The organism is Glaesserella australis, from assembly GCF_003260095.1.
GTDB classification, from domain to species: domain Bacteria; phylum Pseudomonadota; class Gammaproteobacteria; order Enterobacterales; family Pasteurellaceae; genus Glaesserella; species Glaesserella australis.
Genome location: NZ_PTPX01000013.1, coordinates 176,380 through 199,169, shown reverse-complemented (window position 1 = coordinate 199,169; position 22,790 = coordinate 176,380). Strand labels below are relative to the sequence as shown.

The window sequence follows — 22,790 nt, the reverse complement described above, 5'->3', positions numbered from 1 at the left end:
GCAAGTGTTGTAGATAACCAAGACGGCACACATACGATCACAGTCACAGATGGTAATGGTCAAACATCAACAACGACGGTACGTAATGGTGTGGATGGAAAAGATGGCGTAGCAGGTAAAGATGGTAAAGACGGTACATCAGCTACGGCGACGGTAACCAACAACAATGATGGTACCCATACAATCAGCGTAACAGATGCGACAGGCACAACGACCACAACAGTTCGTGACGGAGCGAAAGGTGAAAAAGGTGACATGGGTGCAAACGGTCGTGATGGTGTAGACGGTAAAGACGGTACATCAGCTACGGCGACAGTAACCAACAACAATGATGGTACCCATACAATCAGTGTAACGGATGCAACAGGCACAACCACTACAATCGTCCGTGATGGTAAAGATGGGGTAAATGGAAAAGATGGTGCTCCTGGTACACCAGGTGGTTCTCAGGATATTAAGATTATCCCAGGTACTTATGTAAATGATGTTGCAAGAGTAGAGTCAGCCGATGAAATCACGTTTACAGTTAATGTAAATGGTACTACCGTTGAAGCAGGTAAAAACATGGTAGTTAACTCTAAACAAGGTGAAGGTAATACTACGGTTTATACTGTTGAAACAGGAGATAGCATTGTTGTAGGCGAGCCTGGAAAAGATGGTAAAGATGGCAAAGACGGCTTTATTGGTGTAAATGGTAAAGATGGAGCGAGTGTTGCGATCAATGGAAAAGATGGTTCTATCGGTTTAACTGGTCCTAAAGGTGCTGATGGAAAAGATGGAGCAAGTGCAACCATTAACGTTAAAGACGGTCAACCTGGCGTTAACGGAAAAGATGGAGAAACATTAACTCGTATCGTTTATACACCTGTAGATCCTGATGGAAATCCAAAAACTCCAGAGGAAGTTGCAACTCTTAGCGATGGCTTGAAATTCGTAGGTAATGATACGGATAAAGTTATTGAGAAGAAACTTAACGAAACACTTCGTATTTTAGGTGGATTAGCACAGAGTGAAGGTGCATCAGAGAAAAATATCCGAGTTGATGTTGTTAACGGCGAATTGGTGATTAAGATCTCTGAAAAACCAAACTTTGAGCAAGTCACAACAGGAGATACATCGATTAGTAATGATGGACTTGTGATCAATAATGGTCCAAAAGTAACTAAAGATGGTGTTGATGCAGGTGACAAGCAGATTACTAATGTGAAAGATGGTGATATTACGGTAGATAGTAAAGATGCCGTTAATGGTAGCCAGCTCTATGAAACTAACCAAGGTTGGACTGTGACAACATCTGGAAACACAGATACCAAAGTGACAAGTAGAGTGAAACTAGGTAAATCTGCTACACAAGCTGAAAATACAGTGACGTTCGAAGGTGGTAAAAATATTAAGATCAACCAAGTTGGTAATAATATTTCTGTTGCAACCGTTGAGAATCCGACATTCACATCTGTGACTGTTGGCGGTGATAATGGTGTGAAAGTATCATCTAGCACAGCTAAAGATGGTGTGAAAGAGTTAAGCGTTGGTTCTAAAGGTGCTGAAACTCGTATTACTAATGTTGCCCCAGGTATAAAAGATACTGATGCAGTGAATGTAAGCCAATTAAAACAAGTACAAGGAGATATCAATAATGTTAACAATAAAGTTGATAAATTAGATAAACGTGTACGTGGCATTGGTGCAAGCTCAGCAGCTGCATCTTCACTCCCACAAGTAATGTCGGCAGGTAAATCTATGGTATCTGCTGCTGCAGGTGGATATGCTGGTGCTTCAGCTGTTGCTGTTGGTTATTCTAGAGCAAGTGATAATGGTAAAGTTGTCTTGAAACTTCAGGGTACAGCAAATAGCCAAGGTCACATCTCTGGTGGCGTTGGTGTTGGTTACCAATGGTAATATAAAAATCTATCTTTAAATCAAAGCCCCTTTTATGAAGGGGCTTTTTATTTGGTAAAGAAAGTCTTAGAAGTAAGACATGATCTTCTGTAAAAGATCAAAAAACTTAGTCGACTATCACTTATTTAGAAGTTTTTTCAATTGATATAGTGTTTCTAAGGCTTGTTTTGGGGTGAGTTCATCAGGATCAATGTTAGATACCATTTTCTCTAATTCTGAAGGCTCGGCAAGCGGTGGGGTTGTTTCAACCTTTTGCAAAGGTGCGGAAAAGAGCAGATCTTGCTGCGGATTTGCGTCTAACTGTGCCGTTTGTTGAGAAAGTTGCTCCAGTTGGGTCAATTTCTGTTTTGCCAACTGAATAACCTGTTTCGGCACGCCAGCCAACGCTGCCACTGCTAAACCATAACTTTTGCTCGCCGCCCCTTCCTGTACGCTGTGCATAAAGGCGATAGTATCGTTATGTTCCAACGCATCTAAATGCACATTCGCCATGCCTTTGAGCTGGTTTGGTAGGCTAGTGAGTTCAAAATAGTGGGTGGCAAACAGGGTGAGCGATTGCGTTTTTTTGGCAAGCCATTCGGCACACGCCCACGCTAGCGACAAGCCGTCATAAGTCGATGTGCCACGCCCGATTTCGTCCACCAACACTAAGCTGTTTTCGGTCGATTGATGCAAAATGTTCGCCATTTCGGTCATTTCTACCATAAAGGTCGAACGCCCCGAAGCCAAATCATCTGACGCACCGATACGGGTAAAAATACGGTCAATCGGTCCGATTTCCGCCGTTTGAGCTGGCACAGCACTTCCGATATACGCCATTAGCGTAATCAGAGCAATTTGTCGCATATAGGTACTTTTACCGCCCATATTCGGCCCCGTGACAATCAGCAAATGGCGTTGTGGGTTGAGCAACACAGGGTTGGCGATAAACGGTGTTTTCAGCACTTGTTCAACCACAGGGTGCCGACCGCCTTTGATATTGACACCACGTTGGTGGCTAAAGGTTGGCATTACATAGTTGAGACTTTCGGCTCGTTCGGCAAGGTTGGTCAGCACATCAAGCTCCGCCAACACCAAACTTGCCAACTGCAACTCACACAAACGTGGCATTAGTAAGTCAAACAGCTCGTCATACAGTTGTTTTTCAAGGGCAAGGGACGCACCTTTGGCTTTCAGCACCTTATCTTCGTAAGTTTTCAGCTCGGGAATGATGTAACGTTCCGCATTCTTCAAAGTTTGGCGGCGAACATAATGGATCGGGGCTTTGTGCGATTGCCCCTGACTGATTTGAATGTAGTAGCCGTGTACCGCATTAAAGCCGATTTTCAAGGTATCAATGCCCGTGTTGGCTTTCTCTCTCGCTTCCAGGTCATCAAGGAACTTAGTCGCCCCGTCCGCAAGGCTTCGCCACTCGTCTAGCTCCGCATTGTAGCCTTCGGCAATCACGCCGCCATCACGGATAAGCTGTGGCGGATTATCGATGATCGCTCGGCTTAATAGCTCGAAAATGTCGCTAAAATCGGCGATCTGTTGCAATGTTGCATCTAAACAAGCGGTAAGTTGTTGGGCGTTTTTTACAATCTCAGGGATCTGCTCTAACGCCGTGCGTAAACGGGTGAGATCACGTGGACGTGCGGTTCGCAATGCCACTCGAGCCAAAATTCGCTCCATATCACCGACTTGTTGCAACAACGGTTGAAGCGGTGCGATCCGCTCATTTTTTTGCAAAGCTAAAATAGTCTGCTGACGAGTGCCGAGCTTGGCGAGATCACGAATAGGCTGGTGGATCCAACGTTTCAGCAAACGACTGCCCATCGGCGTAACACATTTATCCAACACAGCAGCAAGGGTGTTTTCCGTACCGCCTGCAAGGTTGGTGGTCAGTTCTAAATTACGGCGAGTGGCGGCATCAAGCAAGATGGTGTCGCTATTTTGTGCCAAATGAATACTGTTGATATGGGGCAGAGCGGTGCGTTGGGTCTCTTGAGCATAGTGCAACACACAGCCTGCGGCACACAAGGCAACCACCGCTTTTTCAACCCCAAAGCCCGTCAGATTTTGCGTGCCAAATTGACGATTGAGCAACTGCACGGCGGTGACTAGCTCAAACTCCCACACAGGACGGCGGCGTAAACCTTTGTAGCCCTGCAGAATACCAGCGTCAGAAAAATCTTCAGGATAGAGAATTTCGGCAGGTTGCGTACGTTGCAACTCCGCTGCTAAGGCTTCTCGGCTTGGTAATTCGCTAATCAAAAAACGCCCCGAACTCATATCAAGGGTCGCAAGGGCAAAAGTGCCTTTTTCTTGATAAACTGCAGCGACCAAATTGTCTTGGCGCTCGGGCAACAAGGCTTCATCGCTCACTGTTCCAGGCGTCACAATCCGCACCACTTTCCGCTCAACAGGTCCTTTGGACGTGGCAGGATCGCCAATTTGCTCACAAATCGCCACACTTTCCCCCAACGCCACCAACTTCGCTAAATAGCCTTCAACAGCGTGATACGGCACGCCTGCCATCGGTATCGGCTCCCCTGCGGAATGCCCCCGTTTGGTCAGCGAAATATCCAACAACGCCGCCGCTTTTTTAGCGTCTTCATAAAACAGCTCGTAAAAATCCCCCATTCGATAGAACAGCAAAATGTCAGGATTTTGGGCTTTGAGTTGCAGATATTGTGCCATCATCGGCGTGTGGTTTGAGAAATCTTGAGTCATAGCATTGTTTGATTTAGAAAATTTGGGCTATTTTAACAGAAAAGCAAGCGGTGGGTTTAGCCTAAAAATTTGCAAATTTTTATACCAAACCCACCGCTTGTCACTTGATTAAAGAATAAACCGACTCAAATCTTCATTCTCAACCACGTCATTTAACGCATCAGAGACGTATTTTTCGTCAATCACAATCTTCTCGCCTGAGCGTTCGCTTGCATCAAAGGAAATGCCGTCCATTAAGCGTTCCAACACAGTGTGCAAACGTCTTGCTCCGATGTTTTCGGTTTTTTCGTTTACACGGAATGCCGACTCAGCGATACGGCTGATGCCATCTTTGGTGAACTCAATTTCTACCCCTTCGGTTTTCATTAACTCACGATATTGTAGCGTGAGAGATGCGTTCGGTTCGGTTAAGATACGCTCAAAATCTTCTTTATTGAGCGATTTGAGTTCTACACGAATTGGCAAACGACCTTGTAATTCAGGCAGTAAATCTGACGGACGAGCCACTTGGAATGCCCCAGAACAGATGAACAAAATGTGATCGGTTTTTACCATGCCGTGTTTGGTATTGACCGTTGAGCCTTCGATGATCGGCAGTAAATCACGTTGTACCCCTTCACGAGAGACATCGCCGCCACTGTATTCGCCTTTTTTACAGATTTTGTCGATCTCATCAATAAAGACGATACCATGTTGCTCCACCGCTTCAATCGCTTGCTGTTTCAGCTCTTCGGGATTGACTAGCTTCGCCGCTTCTTCATCAACCATTACTTTTAACGCATCTTTGATCTTCATTTTGCGTTTTTTGGTTTTGTTCGGCGACATTCCTTCAAACAGCGATTGCAGCTGTGAGGTCATCTCTTCCATACCCGGTGGGGTCATAATTTCAACGCTCACTTGCGTTGCCACATCAATCTCAATCTCTTTGTCATCGAGCTGACCTTCACGCAATTTTTTGCGGAAAATTTGGCGAGTCGAAGCATTATCACTCTCTTGCACATTGCCCCACTGGTCTTTCGCCGGTGGCAACAGCACATCTAAAATGCGATCTTCCGCTGCATCTTGTGCACGCATACGGTTTTTTTCGACCGCTTGCTGACGGACTAATTTCATCGACACATCGGCAAGATCACGAATAATCGAGTCCACTTCCTTACCCACATAGCCCACTTCAGTAAATTTTGTGGCTTCCACTTTGATAAACGGGGCATTGGCTAATTTAGCCAAACGGCGAGCAATTTCGGTTTTCCCTACGCCCGTTGGACCGATCATCAGGATATTTTTAGGGGTTACTTCTTGGCGGAGATCTTCAGGCAGTTGCATACGTCTCCAGCGGTTACGCAAAGCGATTGCCACCGCACGTTTAGCTTCATTTTGTCCGATAATATGTGCGTCTAATTCAGAGACGATTTCACGAGGGGTCATTGACATAGTAAGTCCTTATGTTGCCTAGGGCTACACGCCCTAGGTTATGTATAAATCAGCTCCTACGGAGCTGGTTATAAATTAAAGTATTCAGGTGAATATTCGATTTCTTGTTCAATCAGAAGTTGTTTAATCTCATCTTCAAAGCTGAAGATTTTATGATGTTCTTTCTGATTTTTTATGTAATTGATAATTTTCTGTTTTTCGCTGTTACTGTAAGTTAATGCACAGTAGCCAACCGACCACGCATAAAAAGTGGGAAATAAATGTTTATGATCATCAATAAACTTGTGAGAAGCATTTTTTAGCTCTCGAACAAAAGTCGCGACAGGATAAACCGCTGGTAATTCAACCAATAAATGTAGATGATCAGGCATTCCATTTATACGATGAAGTACACATTTTTTATCATTCGCAAAACGCCAAATATAACGATATAAATCCGCTTCGTTTTCCACGCAGATACTTGGCTCACTATATTTTGTGCGAAAAATAATATGATAGAGAAGTTTAGTGTAACTCATTTTGTCTTTTCCCAGCTCCGTAGGAGCTGATTTATGCGTAACCTAGGGAGAAAGCCCTAGGCTCTAGCTAAACTTCTTCAATCACGTGATTATGATTGCTGTAAATATCAATATCCCCAGCAATTTTCAGTGCTTCAGCAACGATTTCTTTTGCCGATAAATTATTTTCTGTGCGTAACAACGCTAGTGCGGCAGCTTTGGCATAATTTCCGCCAGAACCGATTGCTAACACGTCTTGTTCAGGCTCGATCACATCGCCACTGCCTGACACTAACAAAAACTCGCTTTCATTTGCCACGATCATCATCGCTTCCAAACGGCGTAAAGATCGCTCGGTTCGCCACTCTTTCGCCAATTCAACGGCGGATTTGACTAAATGCCCTTGATGTAATTCCAGTTTTTTCTCAAACAGATCACGCAAAATAAACGCATCAGCGGTGGAACCTGCAAAACCTGTTACCACTTTATCTTTATATAAACGGCGAACCTTACGCACTGTGCCTTTTTCAATGCAGTTGCCGAGAGTTGCCTGTCCGTCGCCGCCGATAGCGACTTTGCCATTTTTGCGGACACATACAATTGTTGTCATTTCAATTCCTATTTTTATCAAAAACTGTGTCGTTATTTGTGGGCAATCTTGATTGTTTCAAGTGCAAGCGGTGAGATTACGAAAAAATTTTGTAAAGTGAATAGAAAATAGCGTAATAAGGATTAAAATACGCACATCAATTTATCTTAAATTAAGGAGTGGAAATATGGTACAAATTTTAAAAAATCTTTTTGGTTGTGGAAAAACAGCGAAAGATAGCTCTCTTTCACCAGAAGAAATTGCGCCTAAAATTATTGATGCTTTAGGCAAAGCAGAAAATATTGAACATTTAGATTTTTGTTTGACTCGTTTAAGAGTTCAGCTGAAATCTAAAGAAAATATTAATCGTAATGAACTAAAAGCATTAGGTGCAGCGGAAGTCGTGACTATTCATGACAATCATGTTCATGTCATTTTTGGCAAAGTATCTGAAAGTTATGCGAATGCAATTAATGCTATTTTAGGAAAATAGATAACGTATTGTGTTAGTTGAAGATAAAAATCTCACTTGGATAACCAAGTGAGATTTTTATTTCATGATGGCTTATTTCCCTAACCCAATAATCTCCCAACGGTTGTGAGACAAGCCTTCAATCTTGCCTTGTTTCACGTTGGTGATGTAGTCGATAAGCATATTTTGGATCGTACCAGCTTCTTGCCCCATTGCGACTTTAGACTCCCAAATCACAGGAATTTGTTGCCCTGCAAAAATACCGCCTTTTTTGCTTAATTGTCCGAAACGGTAAGAGTTCATACCGACTTTGAGCTTCATCTCATCGGTTACTTTGCGTCCATCTGCAAGGGTTAAGTCCACAATTTTACTGCCGCTTGGGTTGCGTAAATCAATTTTATAGCTCACGCCACCGAACAGATCAAAGGTCACATATTTTGATTTTCCACGCACATCATTGTAGCGGTAGTTGGTATCGCCCGGTTGAATGGTATCGAAGTAGTCCGCTGACCATTCCATATATTGTTTGAGCTGTTTGCCAGTTAATTCATATACAGACACATCACCGCCTGCGTAGCGATAGTTATAGATGATGTCTTTTTTCTTGATGTCGCCTTTGTCTAAACGCACGGTTTCATAGTCGAAAGCAAAAGAGACCACATCAGCTTTACTGTAATGTTGTTGCACATCGTGAATGAGTGACGACATACCCGTGTCTTTTGAGAACGCAATGGAAACACCGTGATTTTTACCTTGCGGGATCATATCGTTTGCCACCTGACCGATCACCACGTTATTCAAACGGCGAAGTTCATCGTGATAAGGTTGATAGATTTCCACGATTTTCGGATCAGACGCTAGTTTGTTCACTGGTACGGTTTTTGCAGATTTTGAGAGCAATTTGACCGCTTGTTTGTCGTCCACATCAAAGGTTAAATCTACTTCCGACACGACTGTACCGTAACGGTGTGGCTCGGTAATCAGCGTATTTTTAATGGTTTCGCTCGGGATATTTTTGTGCATATGCCCTGCGATAATCACATCAATACCGTCCACCGCATTCACCAAATCCGCCACGCCTGTATCGGCAATGTTGTTTTCGTTCTCAATCCCCATATGAGCGATCACGATAATCGCATCAACCCCTTTCGCTTTTAAGTCCGCAATTTGTGCTTTGGTTTCTTCAATCGGTGATGTGAATTTCATCTGATCGAGATAGCCCGTGTCTTTCTCGAAAATCGCCGACATTGGCGTAGTTAAGCCGATAATCCCTAATTTCACGCCTTCTTTTTCGATGATCGTTGTTGGGTCAAGATAACGCTTGCCATCTTTGTGGTAGAAGTTAGCAGTGATTTTTTTCGCTTGAATATCTTCCAAAATCGCATCTAACGCTGGCATACCAAAGTTAAATTCGTGATTACCTAACACAAAAATATCGTAATTCATTGCGTTTAACACTTTCGGAACAGGGTTGTCTTTGGCATATTCAGGGGTTTTTGCAAATACTTCCACTTGATTGTCCTGAATAGCATCGCCCACTTCCACCAACAGTGTATTCGGGTGATTTTTACGCACTTCATTCACATAAGTCGCAATTTGAGCGTACGAACCCGAACGATCTTCCACGTCCGCTCCGTAGCTCCAAGGCACCACACGCCCGTGAACGTCTGATGTCCCTAAAATTTTAATGTTCACTTCTTTGGCAACGGCAACGCTGACCGCAGATAACATAAAGAGAGTACCTAGTAGTTTTTTCATCGTTTTATCCTTATAGGTTGGAAGTAAAATTTGGAAGCCAGTTTTCTGCTGTGCTGTCGTGGTCAAAATTATTCACCACGTCAATGCGTAGCGACTCACAGACCAATGTTGCCCCTTTCGCCGTCAATCCTTGCTCAACAAGGTTTACTGCATTACAAAAGGTATCATAATCCGAACTGCCTAAGCCAATCACACCAAATTTCATTTGGCTTAAATCCAAATCGCTGTCGGCAAGTTGTTGAAATAGGGGTTGAATGTTTTCAGGTAATTCCCCTGCGCCGTGCGTGGAAGTCACGACTAAAAGGGTAGATTGATGTTGAATATCGGCTAATTCCGCTTGGTTAAATAGCTCGACTTGATAGCCTTGTGAACCTAAAACATCGTTGATGTGATCGGCAACATATTCCGCACCGCCTAAGGTGCTACCTGTGATAATGCAAATAGATTGAGACATAAGTATTCTCGGGTTGTGAAAGATAGGCTAATTTTAGAAGATTTGATATAAAGAATAAATCAGTTTTACATCGGGAGGAAAGATGAGTAGGATTACCTTGATATTACCCAATAAATCACATCAGGTAGAAGTAATGGTATATCGCCAAGCCTGTTTAACCAAGGGCGACAAAATCCCCGGCTCTGCGATGTTGGATAAATTTGATGATTTTTAACAATGGTTGGAATATGTTGCCCTACCTGAAGGCTCGCCAACCTTATGGGGCTTTAACAAAGTGCAAGATACCACCTACCTTGCTTGGCACAACGAGTTAGACAGACTGATCGGCACTATCAACCTTCGCCACAATCTCAACGGCGACTTTATCCGCAAATATGGCGGACATATCGGCTATGCCATTCACCCTGACTTTTGGGGACAAGGCTACGGCTCAGAAATGCTCAAATTAGGCTTAGTCAAAGCAAAAGACATCGGCTTAGACCGTGTGCTGATTACCTGCGAAGAGAGCAATATTGCCTCTGAAAAAGTGATTTTAAATAACGGCGGAGTGTTTGAGACGTTGGTTGATGGGAAGATAAAGAGATTTTGGGTTGGGGGTGTAGGGGAGAATACAGTCTTAGAGCCTAGGGTTTCACCCTAGGTTATGCATAAAACTGCCCCGTTAGGGCAAGTTTTTTTATAGCTCAACTTTTCTATAGCCCAAAGCATCCCTGCGGGATGCTACTATGCTTAACCGTGGGTGAAACCCACGGCACACCCAACAAAAATAAACCGCCCTTTTGGGTGGTTTTTTTGTATAATGCCCCCATTTTACTGCTTACAAGCGGTCAGATTGAGCCAAAATTTTGCAAAAGAGAAAAGATTATGTTTGAGAACCTATCCGACAGACTATCCAAAACCCTGAAAAATATCACGGGTAAAGGGCGTTTAACTGAAGATAACATTAAAGATACCCTGCGTGAAGTGCGTATGGCGTTGCTTGAGGCAGACGTGGCGTTGCCTGTGGTGCGTGAGTTTATCAACAAGGTGAAAGAACGTGCGATTGGTGAGGAAGTCAATAAGAGCTTAACGCCGGGGCAAGAGTTCCTAAAAATCGTGCAAGCCGAGTTAGAAAAAGCGATGGGCGAGGCGAACGAGGGCTTGAACCTTGCGACACAACCACCTGCGGTAATTCTAATGGCAGGTTTGCAAGGGGCAGGTAAAACCACGTCTGTAGGCAAATTGGCGAAGTTTTTGAAAGAACGCCATAAGAAAAAAGTGCTTGTTGTGTCGGCGGACGTTTATCGTCCTGCGGCGATCAAACAGCTTCAAACCTTAGCGGAAGCGTTGAAAGTCGATTTCTTCCCAACGGAAACATCGCAAAAACCGGTTGAGATTGCCGAAGCAGCACTCAAACACGCTAAACTTAATTTCTTTGATGTGTTGATTGTCGATACCGCCGGTCGTTTACACGTGGACGGCGAGATGATGGAGGAGATCCAACAAATTCATTCGGTGTTGAACCCGATTGAAACGCTCTTCACCGTGGACGCAATGACGGGTCAAGATGCGGCAAATACTGCCAAAGCCTTTAACGAAGCTCTACCATTGACGGGGGTGATTTTAACCAAAGTCGATGGTGATGCCCGTGGCGGTGCGGCGTTGTCTATTCGCCAAATCACAGGCAAGCCGATTAAATTCTTAGGGGTTGGAGAGAAAACTGATGCGTTAGAGCCATTCCACCCAGACCGTATTGCTTCACGCATTTTGGGTATGGGCGATGTGCTGTCGTTGATCGAAGATTTACAGCGTTCGGTCGATCAGGAAAAAGCCGAGAAAATGGCGGCAAAATTCAAGAAAGGCGATGATTTCACCCTTGATGACTTCCGTGAGCAGTTGGTTGAAATGAAAAAAATGGGCGGAATGATGTCGATGCTTGAGAAATTGCCAGGGGCGAAAAACTTGCCTGATCACGTCAAAAACCAAGTAGATGACAAGATGTTCGTGAAAATGGAAGCGATCATCAACTCAATGACACTCAAAGAACGTGCGAACCCTGATATTATCAAAGGCTCACGCCGCCGCCGTATTGCACTTGGCTCTGGCACGCAGGTGCAAGATGTGAATAAATTGCTGAAACAGTTTGACGAAATGCAACGTATGATGAAAAAAATGCGTAAAGGCGGTATGGCGAAAATGATGCGTGGCATGAAAGGCATGATGGGCGGTCTAGGCGGTGGCTTAGGCGGACTTGGCGGAATGTTTGGGCGCAAATAATTTTTCATATTAGGTGGAGAAATCCACCTTTTCTCTTTTGACAAGCGGTAAGATATTCATCATTTTTTGCAATTTATGAAGACGACATCCTTAATCTTTTCTCGTGGTATTTTGAAATTACCTGCGCTACAAGCGTTTTTGCCCGAGCATAATCCTAAACTTGCCTCCTTTTTTCAGGCATCATCCGGTATTGATGCCGTAATTGGTTGGGGGATGCGTCCTACGACAAAAAAAGCACGTCAGTATGCCGCTCAGCATAAGTTACCTTATATTGCCTTGGAAGATGGATTTTTACGTTCGCTTGGATTGGGTGTTCAAGGATATGCGCCTTTTTCTTTAGTCTATGATGATATTGGGATCTATTATGATACCACCCGTCCTTCTCGGTTAGAGCAACTCATTTTAGCGAATCAGGTTGATGCAAACTTACTCGCAGATGCTGAAAAAGCCATTCAATTCATTAAGCAATATAAATTATCTAAATATAATCATGCACGCGATTTTCAGGAGACAGAACGTGAAAGAAAAGCACGAGTTTTAGTTGTCGATCAGACTTTCGGTGATATGGCGGTTAAATATGGTCAAGCAGATGAACAACATTTTAAACAAATGCTCAATGCTGCTATCGCTGAGAATCCCGATGCTGAAATTTGGGTAAAAACGCATCCTGATGTGTTAAGTGGTAAGAAAAAAGGTTATTTAACCGAGTTGAGTGCATATGGTGAACGTATTAAGCTCTTCACGCAAGATGTGAATCCCCCTTCTTTATTGGATGTTGTCGATAAAGTCTATTGTGTGACATCGCAATTAGGTTTTGAAGCATTACTCTTTAATAAAAAAGTCGTGACCTTTGGTGTACCTTGGTTTGCGGGATGGGGGGTGACTGATGATCGCCATCCGAATATCCAGTTACTTGGTGAGCGTCGTCAAACACGGAGTATATTGCAACTTTTTATCGCAAGTTATTTACAATATAGTCGTTATATTGATCCTAATACGCAAGAAGCAGGCTCTATTTTCGATGTCATTGATTATCTCCAACGTGCTAAATTACTTAATCAACGTTTAGCTGGTAATCTCTATTGTGTTGGTATGTCGTTATGGAAACAGGCTGTCATTAAACCCTTTTTTAAATTGCCTTTGTGTCATTTACATTTTGTCTCTTCGCAAAAAAAATTAGAAAACCAACCGCTTGCAGAGAATGCAAAATTACTTATTTGGGGTGCGGGGAAACCTGCATTACATGAATTTGCTCAGCAACATCATCTCCCTGTATTACGTATGGAAGATGGCTTTATTCGCTCTGTTGGGCTAGGGTCAAATTTGGTTGCGCCGCTCTCATTAGTGGTGGATGATTTGGGGATTTACTTTAATGTAGAGATACCTTCACGTTTAGAGTGGATTTTGCAAAATCAGCACTTTTCAAATTGGGATCTTACGCAAGCAGATATCATTAAGCAGCGTTTAGTGTCTGAAAATATTGGAAAATATAATGTCGGTAGTCAAGGCTTTAAGCTGGTGCAAACAGAAAAACGTACTATTCTGGTTCCAGGGCAAGTAGAAGATGATGCGTCTATCCGTTTAGGCTCCCCAAAAATTAAGAGAAATCTTGATTTATTACGTAAAGTTAGAGAATTGAATCCCGATGCCTATATTATCTATAAACCCCATCCAGATGTTGTAAGTGGTAATCGAATTGGTCATATTCCAATGGAAGAAGCGTTAAAATACGCTGATGAAATTGTAGAGACAGCAAATATTTTAGACTGTATTATGCAAGTAGATGAAGTACATACGATGACATCTCTTGCAGGGTTTGAAGCTCTGTTACGAGAAAAAGTAGTACACTGTTATGGGCTTCCGTTCTATGCAAATTGGGGTTTGACGCAAGATCAGCTACAATTAGAGAGAAGAACTCGCCGATTAAGTTTAAATGAACTAATCTCTGCGGTATTGGTCTATTATCCGTTTTATGTTGATCCGCAAAGAAAACAATTTATTAATGCACAAGGAGCAATCCATATTTTGCAGCAACAAAAATTACATCAAGGTAATGATGGTATTCGTCGCCCTTGGATTGCAAAACAGATCGGTAAGTTAAGACAACTTTATCAAACATTACAATAATAAGCGGGTGAAGTATGGTTCGCCATTATTTAGATGAGTTAGTGGATTCATCAAAGAATATTTTATTGCTACAAGGACCAATAGGTTCATTTTTTTATGAGTTTTCTCAGTGGTTACAATCTCAACATAAAACCGTATTTAAGATAAATTTAAATGCGGGGGATCAGCTTTTTTATCCACAAAGTGAGCCAAATACCTTTGCTTATCGAGAAAGTCTTAAGGATTTCTCGGGGTATTTGCATAAATTTTGTCAGGAACATCAAATAGATAGTATTGTTTGTTTTGGTGACAATCGAAAATATCATCGTATTACGAAAAAAGTGGCTGATCATCTTCATATTGATTTTTGGGCATTTGAAGAAGGTTACTTTCGACCACATTACATTACTCTTGAAAAAGGGGGCGTTAATGCGTTTTCCCCAATTCCAAGGGATGCTCATTTTTTTAAGCAATTTGAAGGTAAATTTCCTTCCATTTCTGCACCGAAAACCGTCGCAAAAGGGTTTATCCCAATGGCAAAATTGGCTATTCAGTACTACTTTAGTAGTTATTATTGTCGCCATAAATATCCAAAATATGAACACCATCGTATTTTAAACACCTTATATTACATCAAACTTTGGATCACATCGGGCATTAAAAGATTACATTATTATATTTATGACCACTCTTTTGCGAGAAATGTTGAGAAAGGGAAGTTTGGTGAGTTCTTTATTGTTCCATTACAAGTATATGATGATAGCCAAATTCTTGTGCATAGCGATTACAATAGTGTCGAAGACTTTTTAAGAGATGTGCTTGACTCTTTTGTTCAGGATGCGCCAACCCATTTAAACCTTATTGTGAAGCATCACCCTATGGATCGCGGTTTTATTGATTATGGCGTGGTCATTGATGAGTACTGCAAGAAATATCCACAATTATCAGGTCGTATTTTTTACATTCACGATGTTCCAATGCCCGTATTTTTACGCTATGGAAAAGGCATGGTGACATTAAATAGTACGAGTGGCTTATCTGCGCTATTACATAATATGCCTGTCAAAACCCTAGGTCGTGCCAATTATGATATAGAAGGGCTCACTTATCAGGGGGAACTCAAAACGTTTTGGTCTAACCCAATTCCGCCGAATGCAGAATTATTTGATGCCTATCATAAATTTCATTTAAGTAAGACGCATATTAATGGAAGTTTTTATAATAAAGTTATTCTTCGTTATCCATATAATTAATAGCTTATTTTATGAAACTTAAATGCTCTAATACCTGTTTCGGTAAAATCTTCTCCATGCCATTATTCGTCAAATAGATTTGCGCTTTGCCATAAGCGCCGATCAATTTAGGATTGGTGGCACCATATAAAATCACATTTGGCTTATCTAATGCAGCGGTTAAATGGCTTAATCCTGTATCGACGGAAACCACCGCTTTTGCCCCTGAAATATGTTGGGCAAGTTCTGCAAGAGTGAGTTTGGGTAAGACTTTTACCATCGGTGAAACTTGGGCTAAACGTTCTGCCCTTGCCCTTTCTTTATCATTCCCCCAAGGTAGATGGATTTCAATACCTTGTTCGGTAAGCTGTTGGAAGAGCGTTTTCCAATGTTCTTCCAACCAATGTTTATCTTCACGGGTTGTGGAATGAATCGCAACAAGATAAGGCTTACAAGCGGTCAGATTTGACGAATTTTTTGCAAAAGTTTGCGTAAGACCATAATCCCCCGTCTCTACAGGCAGTGAGTAGCCGAGCGATAATGCAAAAAGTTTACGGATACGTTCTACGGCGTGTTGCTGGTAGGCTATATCGAAAGTCTTATCGTAAAAACAGCTACTCAGTCCTTCTCTCGCACTCTGTTTATCGTAGCCATATTTATTGCCATGCGCTAATCGAGTGACTAAAAAAGCACTTTTGAGCAAGCCCTGCGCATCAATTATTGCATCATATTTTGTGGCTTGTAATTGATGTTTAAACGCTTTCCATTCACTCCATGTTTGTGCGGAAAGCAAGTTTTTCCGCCAACGGCGAATAGCAACAGGAATAACTTGATTTACCGCATGATGCCAACGGGGAATCTCCGCAAAGGTTTCTTCCACTACCCAGTCAAACTGAATATCAGGAATCGCTTTTTGTGCATCGGTTAAGGCGGGCAATGTGTGAATTACATCACCCATTGAGCTGGTTTTAACGATCAGAACTTTCATGCAGTAATTCGTCTAGTTTATCTAACACCATTTCAGGCTGAATATCGATCAAGCTTTGATGATAGCCATCTTGTCCTTCGCCTTTGCGGATCTTAATTAAACCGCCTTCAATCAAGCGGATAATCACCGCATTTTTTGACAGTGGTGGCGTATATTGCGGGCTTGTCGGTCCATAAAGTGCAACAAGCGGTCGGTTTAGGGCTGCGGCGATGTGCATTAAGCCCGAGTCATTGCTCACAATCGCTTTGCAGTCGGCGATTAAATCAACTGCTTGGTTTAAATTGGTTTGCCCAGCAAGGTTAATGCAGTAGCGTTGTAGTTGTTCTGGTAGGCTGTTGCGGATTTGTTCGCCAACTTCTTCATCTTTTTTTGAACCAAATAGGCGAATCGAATAGCCTTGCTCAATCAGTTTGTGTGCGAGCGTAGCGTAGTGGTAATGCGGATAACGTTTCGCAGGTCCAAATTCTGCACCCGGACAAAAGCCAATCGCTTGACGGTTTTCTGCATACTCAAACTGTTTAGCAAAATGCTGTTTAGTTTGAACGATTTGTTCAGTATCGACCTGCAAATAAGGATAAGCGATAGGTAAATGTTCTGCATTTGGAATTTTGCCTTGCTCAAAAGCTAACGCCACATAACGTTGCACCATCATCGGATAGTCATTTTTATTGTTGCGTAAATCATTGAGAAAGCCGTAACGCATTTCACCTTTCCAGCCACGACGTTGTGGGATTTTCGCAAACAAAGGGATAAACGCAGATTTGAGTGAGTTAGGCAGAACGATTGCCATATCGTACTGATTTCGCAAACTTTTACCTAAATCATACCGTTTGCAAAGGGCGAAGGAGCCATGTCCAATCGGCATTGAAATCGCTTTACGCACTTCAGGCATGCGAGAAAGTAACGGGCGACACCAATCAGGCGCCATCACATCAATGTGGCAATTTGGATAGTTCGCTTTGAGCTGTTGATAAAGGGCGTGGGACATCATCATATCCCCCACCCAAGAAGGTGAAATAACTAAAATATTCATTGAGAACTCTCTTTTTTCACACAATTTTCTGCCAGTACTTTATTGCGATTATCACGCAGTTTCCACTTTCCACTAAAGTCTTCCGACCATACCCAACGAATGTTGCTGTATTTTTGACTTTTTTTCGTGACGACCGAAGATAACGTATGGGTTGTTTGTGCAAAGGTTAGGTGAATCGCTTTTTTAGTATTATCTGGTTGAATAGTCACCGTTTTATTATTCTTGCATTGATATTCAGTAATGGAACACTCTTTTACTTTTACTACTGTATTACTTTGAGCCGATTCAGACAAAAATTGTTTTTTATCAACTTGGGCTACGGGAGACATACCTGGTAGAGTACAAGCAGAAAGGAGTATTCCACCGAGTGATATAAAAAGAATAGCTGTAGATTTCCCTATAATGTTCATTTTATTCTCCTTTTATCCTATTGAGAAAAAAGGCAACGTGCGTTGCGTTGCCTTCATTTTTATTTATCTAAAGATATAACTACCATCCGCTTGGCGAATATATTTTCCTGCGCCAATACTCATTTCTGCGACACGATTATTTTTATCTAATCTCACAGTGACTTTTTCGCCCACTTTTAGATTGCTCACCGCACTATTAACTTTGCTCATCGCATTAACATCTGAAATATTTAAATTGTTATCGCGGAACACTTGCATTAATGAGATGCCTTTAGGGACGGTTAATGTTTTTGTTGCAACAATACCATTTGCAACAGGTGTAGCTGTTTTTTGTGTTGTTGCGACTGCTTTTGTTTTTTCAGCAACTTGTGTGGTTACTTTTTCTGTTTTTACTTCCGCTTTTGGTTGCGGTGCTGGTTTGAGTTTTTCCACTTTTTTCTCAACGGCTGGTGCTTTTTCTGTTTCAGCTTGATAAATCACACTGCCAGTGGATGCTGGTTTTTTCGCTTCTTCAATCACAACCGGTTTGTTTACAACAGGTTTTACTGGCTCTGTTACAGCTGGCATCGCAGGTTTAACTGCAACTGCAGGCGTAGTTTCTGTTGTTTGCGCTACAGGTTGTTGTGTTGTTACGCTATCTGTTGCAACAGGCGCTGTCGGTGCTGTGGTTTCTGTTGCTGGTGTTGTTGATTGTTGTGTAGCCGTCGTTTCAGCCTGTTGGCTGTTCGCTGCTGCTTGAGCTTCTTGCATTGCTTTTGCTTCTTCTTCGGCACGTTTGGCTTCTGCTTCATCAACAGGGCGGAACTCAATCGGTAAACTATTACCTTGCTCTTGGAGCTGTTCTACCGTCTCAGGTGTACTCGGTTTGAGTAAAAAGAATACCAACAGAAGTGCTAAGGCTAATAAACCAACTAAAATAAGGCGACGATATTTTGATGGTACTTTATTCATCGCTGATGTTTTAGTTTCAGGCTGAGTTTGTGTTGGTATAACGCGTTCAATATTGTTTGTATTCATACTTGGTGGTACCACTGTTGTTGGTTTTTGTGTTTCGATGGCAGATTTTGTTTCTGCTTGCACGGCTTCTTTTGCTGTTTCCTGAGCCACTTTTTCTTCTGCAACTGGTGCGAAAGCAAACCCTGCATTTTTTGTTACTTGGGGTGCTACTGGTTTTGGTTGTTCAACAGCTTGTGCTTTTTGTTCTGCCTGTTCTTCCATTGAGGATAAGTTTTGAGATGTTTCAACAGGTCTTTTCATCACAGGTGTAAATGTATGTCCAGGTGATTTACTCGAATGAAGAGAAAATGCTAATTTTTGAGCATTTACTTTTTCTTTGTTAACTGTTTCTTGATGTTCGATATTTTCGGCTTCTACATTATTTTGTGTGGTAGAAGGTTGACCAAAAGTTGGCTCTTTACGCATATTTTGTTGGCTCATAATGATTCCAAGTAAGTATAATTAAGGACGAAAAAATATCTTTATTCTAAAGGATTTCTCTCTTATCAGCATTAAAAATTCTGCAACAAGCGGTGACTTTTATGCAAAAATTTGTAAAGAATATGCAAAATAAAAGATCTCGTTTTGTCCAATCCTTTTTTTATTTTTTCGATCTCTGTCGAGAAAATTATTTTTGTGCGTTGAATTAAAAAGCGCCACTTTGTAAGGTTAAGGCTCGTTTTAACCTAACAAGGAGCAATCTATGAAAAAACTTTCTCAATATACATTTAGTTTGTTATTTGGGCTTTTTACCGTGACGTCATTTGCGGAGCAAAAAGTACAAACCCCAACGGAGTCAACGCCTGTGGTTACAGAACAAGTTGCGACAACCAAAGCCGTCAATGTGAATGTGGTAAATATCAACACTGCAACCTCGGCGGAAATTCAGGATAAGCTAGTTGGTATTGGGGCTAAAAAAGCGCAAGCGATTGTGGAATATCGTGAAAAACATGGAAAATTTGTCACTGTGGAGCAGATTACTGAAGTATCAGGTATAGGTAAAGCGACACTGGAGAAAAATCGTGATCGCATTGTGATTGAGTAATTTGGGGGGCGAATGATTATTCGCCCCTTCTCCTATTTAGTTGTGTTATAATTTGCGCCCTTTAAGTGATTTATTATCGGATATCCAATGGAACTAAAATCTTATCCATCACCAAGTTATGCACAACGTGCCAAAATTGCTTTTCAATATATGATGCCACAGCTGTATTTAACACAAGCAGCCGGTTGGTTAGCAGAGCGTAAATGGGGCGTAGTCACTCATTTAATCATCAAATTATTTGCGAAAAAATATCAAGTTAATCTTTCTGAAGCAGAGAAAACAGCGGCTTCAGATTATGCTTCTTTTAATGAATTTTTTATTCGTCCATTAAAAGAGAATGCGCGTCCAATTAATCAAGATCCTCAAGCTCTTTGTTTGCCTGCAGACGGACGTGTAAGCGAATTAGGTTCTATTGAAGAGAACCAATTATTACAAGCAAAAGGCCATCAATTTAGCTTAGAAACTTTATTAGCAAATGATATGCCATTGGCTGAAAAATTCAAAAACGGGACTTTTATTACTACGTATTTATCGCCAAGAGATTATCACCGTGTCCATATGCCGTGTGATGCCACATTACGCAAAATGATTTATGTGCCAGGCGAACTCTTTTCGGTAAATCCTTTCTTAGCGGAACATGTACCAAATCTTTTTGCCCGTAACGAGCGTGTAATTTGTGAGTTTGAAACGGCATTTGGTCCTATGGTACAAATTTTAGTGGGGGCAACTATTACGGCAAGTATGAGTACCGTTTGGGCTGGTGTGGTCAATCCGCCGAGAGCGAAGGAAGTCACTGTTTACGAATATCTCACTACAGGTGAAACAGCCGTTCATTTGAAAAAAGGCGAAGAAATGGGGGCGTTCCGTTTAGGATCTACTGTGATTAACTTATTCCCGAAAGGCGCTGTTGAGTTGGAAGCTCATTTAAAAGCAGGTGAACCGACAAGAATGGGAGAGCGTTTGGGGAAAATTAATTTCTCATAGCCATTACATCGTAAGGAAACAACAAAATGAAAGCAAAACTACTGATTCCCCTGATTGTTTTTTTAGGCTTGATTATTACCTTCATGGTTCAATTACAACGCAATGCAAGCGGGGAAGATCCCAAAGCATTAGAGTCTGTTCTTGTGGGAAAAACGATTCCTGATTTTAAGCTCGAATCGTTACACGATGAAAAGCAGATTCTTGATAATGCTGTTGTAAAAACGGGTTCGCCACGTCTATTGAATATGTGGGCAACTTGGTGTCCAACTTGTTTTGCAGAGCATCAATTTTTAACCATCTTGGCTAAACAAGGGGTTGAAATTGTTGGGGTAGATTATAAAGATGAGCGAGTGAAAGCATTAAAGTTTTTACAAGACTATGGCGATCCTTATAAGGCAGTTATTTATGATCCTAAAGGCTCTTTAGGCTTAGATCTCGGTGTATATGGCGCGCCTGAAACCTTTATTATTGATGGAAGTGGTAAAATTCATTATCGCCATACTGGTGATGTAAATGCGAAAGTTTGGCATGAAGTATTAAAACCTATTTACGAAAAATTGAAATAATCGCTATGAAAAAATTTTTTGCACTTTTATGGCTGATTCCTACGCTCAGTATGGCTTCAGTTGAAATCCAACAATTTGATAATGCCAAGCAAGAAGCTGACTATCGTGCTTTAATTCAGGAACTACGTTGCCCACAATGTCAAAATAATAATATTGCGGATTCTAATGCAACGATTGCTACCGATATGCGCAATAAAACCCTTGAGCTATTAAAGCAAGGAAAAAATAAAGACGAAGTGGTCACTTACATGGTAGAGCGTTATGGGAATTTTGTGACCTATGATCCACCAATCACACCTGCTACGGTTTTATTATGGTTAATGCCATTGCTATTAATTGGTATTGGTTTAGGGATTTTATGGCGACGTAAAAAAGCACAACAAGCGGTGAGTTTTGAGCAAAAAAATGCAAATACGATCGATCACGCTCGTTTAAACCAAATTTTAAATGAAAAGGATAAAGAATGAATTTTTGGATTATCGTCACCTTAATTACATTAGCCATTGGTGTTGTGGCTTTTTATCCGTTATTGAAAAAACGTCCTAGTTTCAGCACTCAAAAACGAGATAATCTTAATAAAGCTTTCTATTTTGATCGTTTGAAAGAAGTTGAACGTGAAGAGAGTGTGGGTGTAATTGAAGATGCAGAGCAGACAAAATTGGAGTTACAGCAGAGTTTGCTTGATGATATTCCCGTTTCTCAGACACAAGTAGAAAGTACAAAACAATCCTTTGGAAAAGCATGGTTTGTCGCATTAATTCTTTTAGTTGGCAGTATAAGTGCAGGGATTTATTGGAATGTGGGTTCATGGTTTAGCGGAACAATGCTTGAGATGAGTCATAAAAAATTGAGCTATTTCTATGAACGGATTAAAACAGAAGAGACAGATCCACTTTCTGAGCAAGAACTTAATCAATTTGCGATGGCATTGCGAGTCGAACTTCAAAATAATCCGCAAGACGATAAAACATGGTTTATGTTAGGTCAGGTTGGAATGGCGTTAAATAATGGGCAGCTAGCGCTTGATAGTTTTATGAAAGCAAGCCAGTTAAAGCCAGAAAATACAGACTATAAATTGCGCCACGCTGAAATTCTCTTGTTTTCTGAAGATCCTAAAGATAAATCTCAAGGTGAAGCGTTATTAAATGATGTTATTAAGAAAGATCATACCAATACGAATGCACTAAGCTTATTAGCTTTCCGTGCGTTTGAAAGAGAAGATTATCAAATGGCAGCAGCAACATGGGGAATGATGTTGAAATTGATGCCTGAAAATGATCCCCGTCGTTCCATTGTAGAGCGTAGTATGCAGTCTGCGTTATCTATGATAAAAATAGAGAAAAAATAGACTCAAAAATAGAT

At 41.6% G+C, this 22,790-nt stretch carries 22 protein-coding genes; 12 read left to right on the top strand and 10 right to left on the bottom strand.

From position 1 onward, the window contains the following. A partial coding sequence (locus C5N92_RS06795) for a YadA family autotransporter adhesin (RefSeq protein ID WP_181015877.1) occupies positions 1 to 1,899 on the top strand: 1,899 nt, incomplete at its 5' end. A gap of 117 nt (positions 1,900 to 2,016) precedes the next feature. Here the strand turns inward: C5N92_RS06795 and mutS are convergent. From mutS to hslV, 4 genes are all read right to left on the bottom strand, one after another. Continuing rightward, positions 2,017 to 4,611, bottom strand: coding sequence for a DNA mismatch repair protein MutS (mutS, locus tag C5N92_RS06790; RefSeq protein WP_111750083.1), 2,595 nt, complete (start codon positions 4,609 to 4,611; stop codon positions 2,017 to 2,019). Between the two features lie 108 nt (positions 4,612 to 4,719). After that, a complete protein-coding gene (gene hslU, locus C5N92_RS06785; protein WP_111750082.1) occupies positions 4,720 to 6,042 on the bottom strand; it encodes an ATP-dependent protease ATPase subunit HslU in 1,323 nt (440 codons plus the stop codon). Positions 6,043 to 6,110: 68 nt separating this feature from the next. After that, entirely contained in the window at positions 6,111 to 6,560 is a 450-nt protein-coding gene (gene tnpA, locus C5N92_RS06780) for an IS200/IS605 family transposase (protein ID WP_111750081.1), read from the bottom strand. 67 nt (positions 6,561 to 6,627) lie between these two features. Beyond that, the gene (gene hslV / locus C5N92_RS06775) at positions 6,628 to 7,149 is read right to left on the bottom strand and encodes an ATP-dependent protease subunit HslV (protein ID WP_111750080.1); all 522 of its coding nucleotides are present in this window, start codon (positions 7,147 to 7,149) and stop codon (positions 6,628 to 6,630) included. 166 nt (positions 7,150 to 7,315) lie between these two features. On the opposite strand from hslV, the gene C5N92_RS06770 reads away from it, so the two are divergent. Next, entirely contained in the window at positions 7,316 to 7,621 is a 306-nt protein-coding gene (locus C5N92_RS06770; protein WP_111750079.1) for a PTS sugar transporter subunit IIB, read from the top strand. 72 nt (positions 7,622 to 7,693) lie between these two features. Here C5N92_RS06770 and C5N92_RS06765 read toward each other — a convergent pair whose 3' ends face one another. Beyond that, entirely contained in the window at positions 7,694 to 9,358 is a 1,665-nt protein-coding gene (locus C5N92_RS06765; RefSeq protein WP_111750078.1) for a bifunctional metallophosphatase/5'-nucleotidase, read from the bottom strand. A gap of 10 nt (positions 9,359 to 9,368) precedes the next feature. Continuing rightward, the gene (mioC, locus tag C5N92_RS06760; RefSeq protein WP_111750077.1) at positions 9,369 to 9,812 is read right to left on the bottom strand and encodes an FMN-binding protein MioC; all 444 of its coding nucleotides are present in this window, start codon (positions 9,810 to 9,812) and stop codon (positions 9,369 to 9,371) included. 82 nt (positions 9,813 to 9,894) lie between these two features. Here mioC and C5N92_RS11420 point away from each other — a divergent pair, with 82 nt between their 5' ends. The 5 genes from C5N92_RS11420 to C5N92_RS06740 all read left to right on the top strand — a co-directional run bounded on the left by C5N92_RS11420 (position 9,895) and on the right by C5N92_RS06740 (position 15,427). Further along, a complete protein-coding gene (locus tag C5N92_RS11420; RefSeq protein ID WP_255409104.1) occupies positions 9,895 to 10,026 on the top strand; it encodes a hypothetical protein in 132 nt (43 codons plus the stop codon). A 6-nt stretch (positions 10,027 to 10,032) separates the two neighbouring features. Continuing rightward, complete coding sequence (locus C5N92_RS06755; protein ID WP_111750076.1) at positions 10,033 to 10,452, top strand: GNAT family N-acetyltransferase; 420 nt, start codon at positions 10,033 to 10,035, stop codon at positions 10,450 to 10,452. A 224-nt stretch (positions 10,453 to 10,676) separates the two neighbouring features. Continuing rightward, complete coding sequence (gene ffh, locus C5N92_RS06750; RefSeq protein ID WP_111750095.1) at positions 10,677 to 12,068, top strand: signal recognition particle protein; 1,392 nt, start codon at positions 10,677 to 10,679, stop codon at positions 12,066 to 12,068. A 75-nt stretch (positions 12,069 to 12,143) separates the two neighbouring features. Next, positions 12,144 to 14,195 (top strand): capsular polysaccharide biosynthesis protein, encoded by a 2,052-nt coding sequence (locus C5N92_RS06745; protein ID WP_111750075.1) that lies wholly within the window; start codon positions 12,144 to 12,146, stop codon positions 14,193 to 14,195. Positions 14,196 to 14,209: 14 nt separating this feature from the next. Next, positions 14,210 to 15,427: a capsule biosynthesis protein gene (locus tag C5N92_RS06740; protein ID WP_111750074.1), complete on the top strand. Its 1,218-nt coding sequence runs from the start codon at positions 14,210 to 14,212 to the stop codon at positions 15,425 to 15,427. 4 nt (positions 15,428 to 15,431) lie between these two features. On the opposite strand, the gene rfaC is transcribed toward C5N92_RS06740, so the two are convergent. The 4 genes from rfaC to C5N92_RS06720 all read right to left on the bottom strand — a co-directional run bounded on the left by rfaC (position 15,432) and on the right by C5N92_RS06720 (position 19,274). Beyond that, positions 15,432 to 16,394, bottom strand: a complete 963-nt coding sequence (rfaC, locus tag C5N92_RS06735; protein WP_111750073.1) for a lipopolysaccharide heptosyltransferase RfaC — start codon at positions 16,392 to 16,394, stop codon at positions 15,432 to 15,434. Beyond that, positions 16,375 to 17,427 carry a lipopolysaccharide heptosyltransferase II gene (gene waaF, locus C5N92_RS06730; RefSeq protein WP_111750072.1) on the bottom strand — a complete coding sequence of 351 codons (1,053 nt, stop codon included), beginning with the start codon at positions 17,425 to 17,427 and terminating at the stop codon, positions 16,375 to 16,377. The genes rfaC and waaF overlap by 20 nt, the downstream gene beginning before the upstream one ends. Continuing rightward, positions 17,424 to 17,837 (bottom strand): MliC family protein, encoded by a 414-nt coding sequence (locus C5N92_RS06725; RefSeq protein ID WP_111750071.1) that lies wholly within the window; start codon positions 17,835 to 17,837, stop codon positions 17,424 to 17,426. Before C5N92_RS06725 ends, waaF begins: the two co-directional genes overlap by 4 nt. Before the next feature lie 63 nt (positions 17,838 to 17,900). After that, positions 17,901 to 19,274, bottom strand: coding sequence for a LysM-like peptidoglycan-binding domain-containing protein (locus tag C5N92_RS06720; RefSeq protein ID WP_111750070.1), 1,374 nt, complete (start codon positions 19,272 to 19,274; stop codon positions 17,901 to 17,903). A gap of 262 nt (positions 19,275 to 19,536) precedes the next feature. Between C5N92_RS06720 and C5N92_RS06715 the strand changes: the two genes are divergently transcribed. From C5N92_RS06715 to ccmI, 5 genes are all read left to right on the top strand, one after another. After that, positions 19,537 to 19,878 carry a ComEA family DNA-binding protein gene (locus C5N92_RS06715; protein WP_111750069.1) on the top strand — a complete coding sequence of 114 codons (342 nt, stop codon included), beginning with the start codon at positions 19,537 to 19,539 and terminating at the stop codon, positions 19,876 to 19,878. 87 nt (positions 19,879 to 19,965) lie between these two features. Then, a complete protein-coding gene (gene asd / locus C5N92_RS06710; RefSeq protein WP_111750068.1) occupies positions 19,966 to 20,862 on the top strand; it encodes an archaetidylserine decarboxylase in 897 nt (298 codons plus the stop codon). Between the two features lie 26 nt (positions 20,863 to 20,888). Next, positions 20,889 to 21,428: a DsbE family thiol:disulfide interchange protein gene (locus tag C5N92_RS06705; protein ID WP_111750067.1), complete on the top strand. Its 540-nt coding sequence runs from the start codon at positions 20,889 to 20,891 to the stop codon at positions 21,426 to 21,428. A gap of 5 nt (positions 21,429 to 21,433) precedes the next feature. Further along, a complete protein-coding gene (locus tag C5N92_RS06700) occupies positions 21,434 to 21,895 on the top strand; it encodes a cytochrome c-type biogenesis protein (RefSeq protein ID WP_111750066.1) in 462 nt (153 codons plus the stop codon). Next, positions 21,892 to 22,776, top strand: coding sequence for a c-type cytochrome biogenesis protein CcmI (gene ccmI, locus C5N92_RS06695; protein ID WP_111750065.1), 885 nt, complete (start codon positions 21,892 to 21,894; stop codon positions 22,774 to 22,776). The genes C5N92_RS06700 and ccmI overlap by 4 nt, the downstream gene beginning before the upstream one ends. Positions 22,777 to 22,790 lie beyond the last annotated feature (14 nt).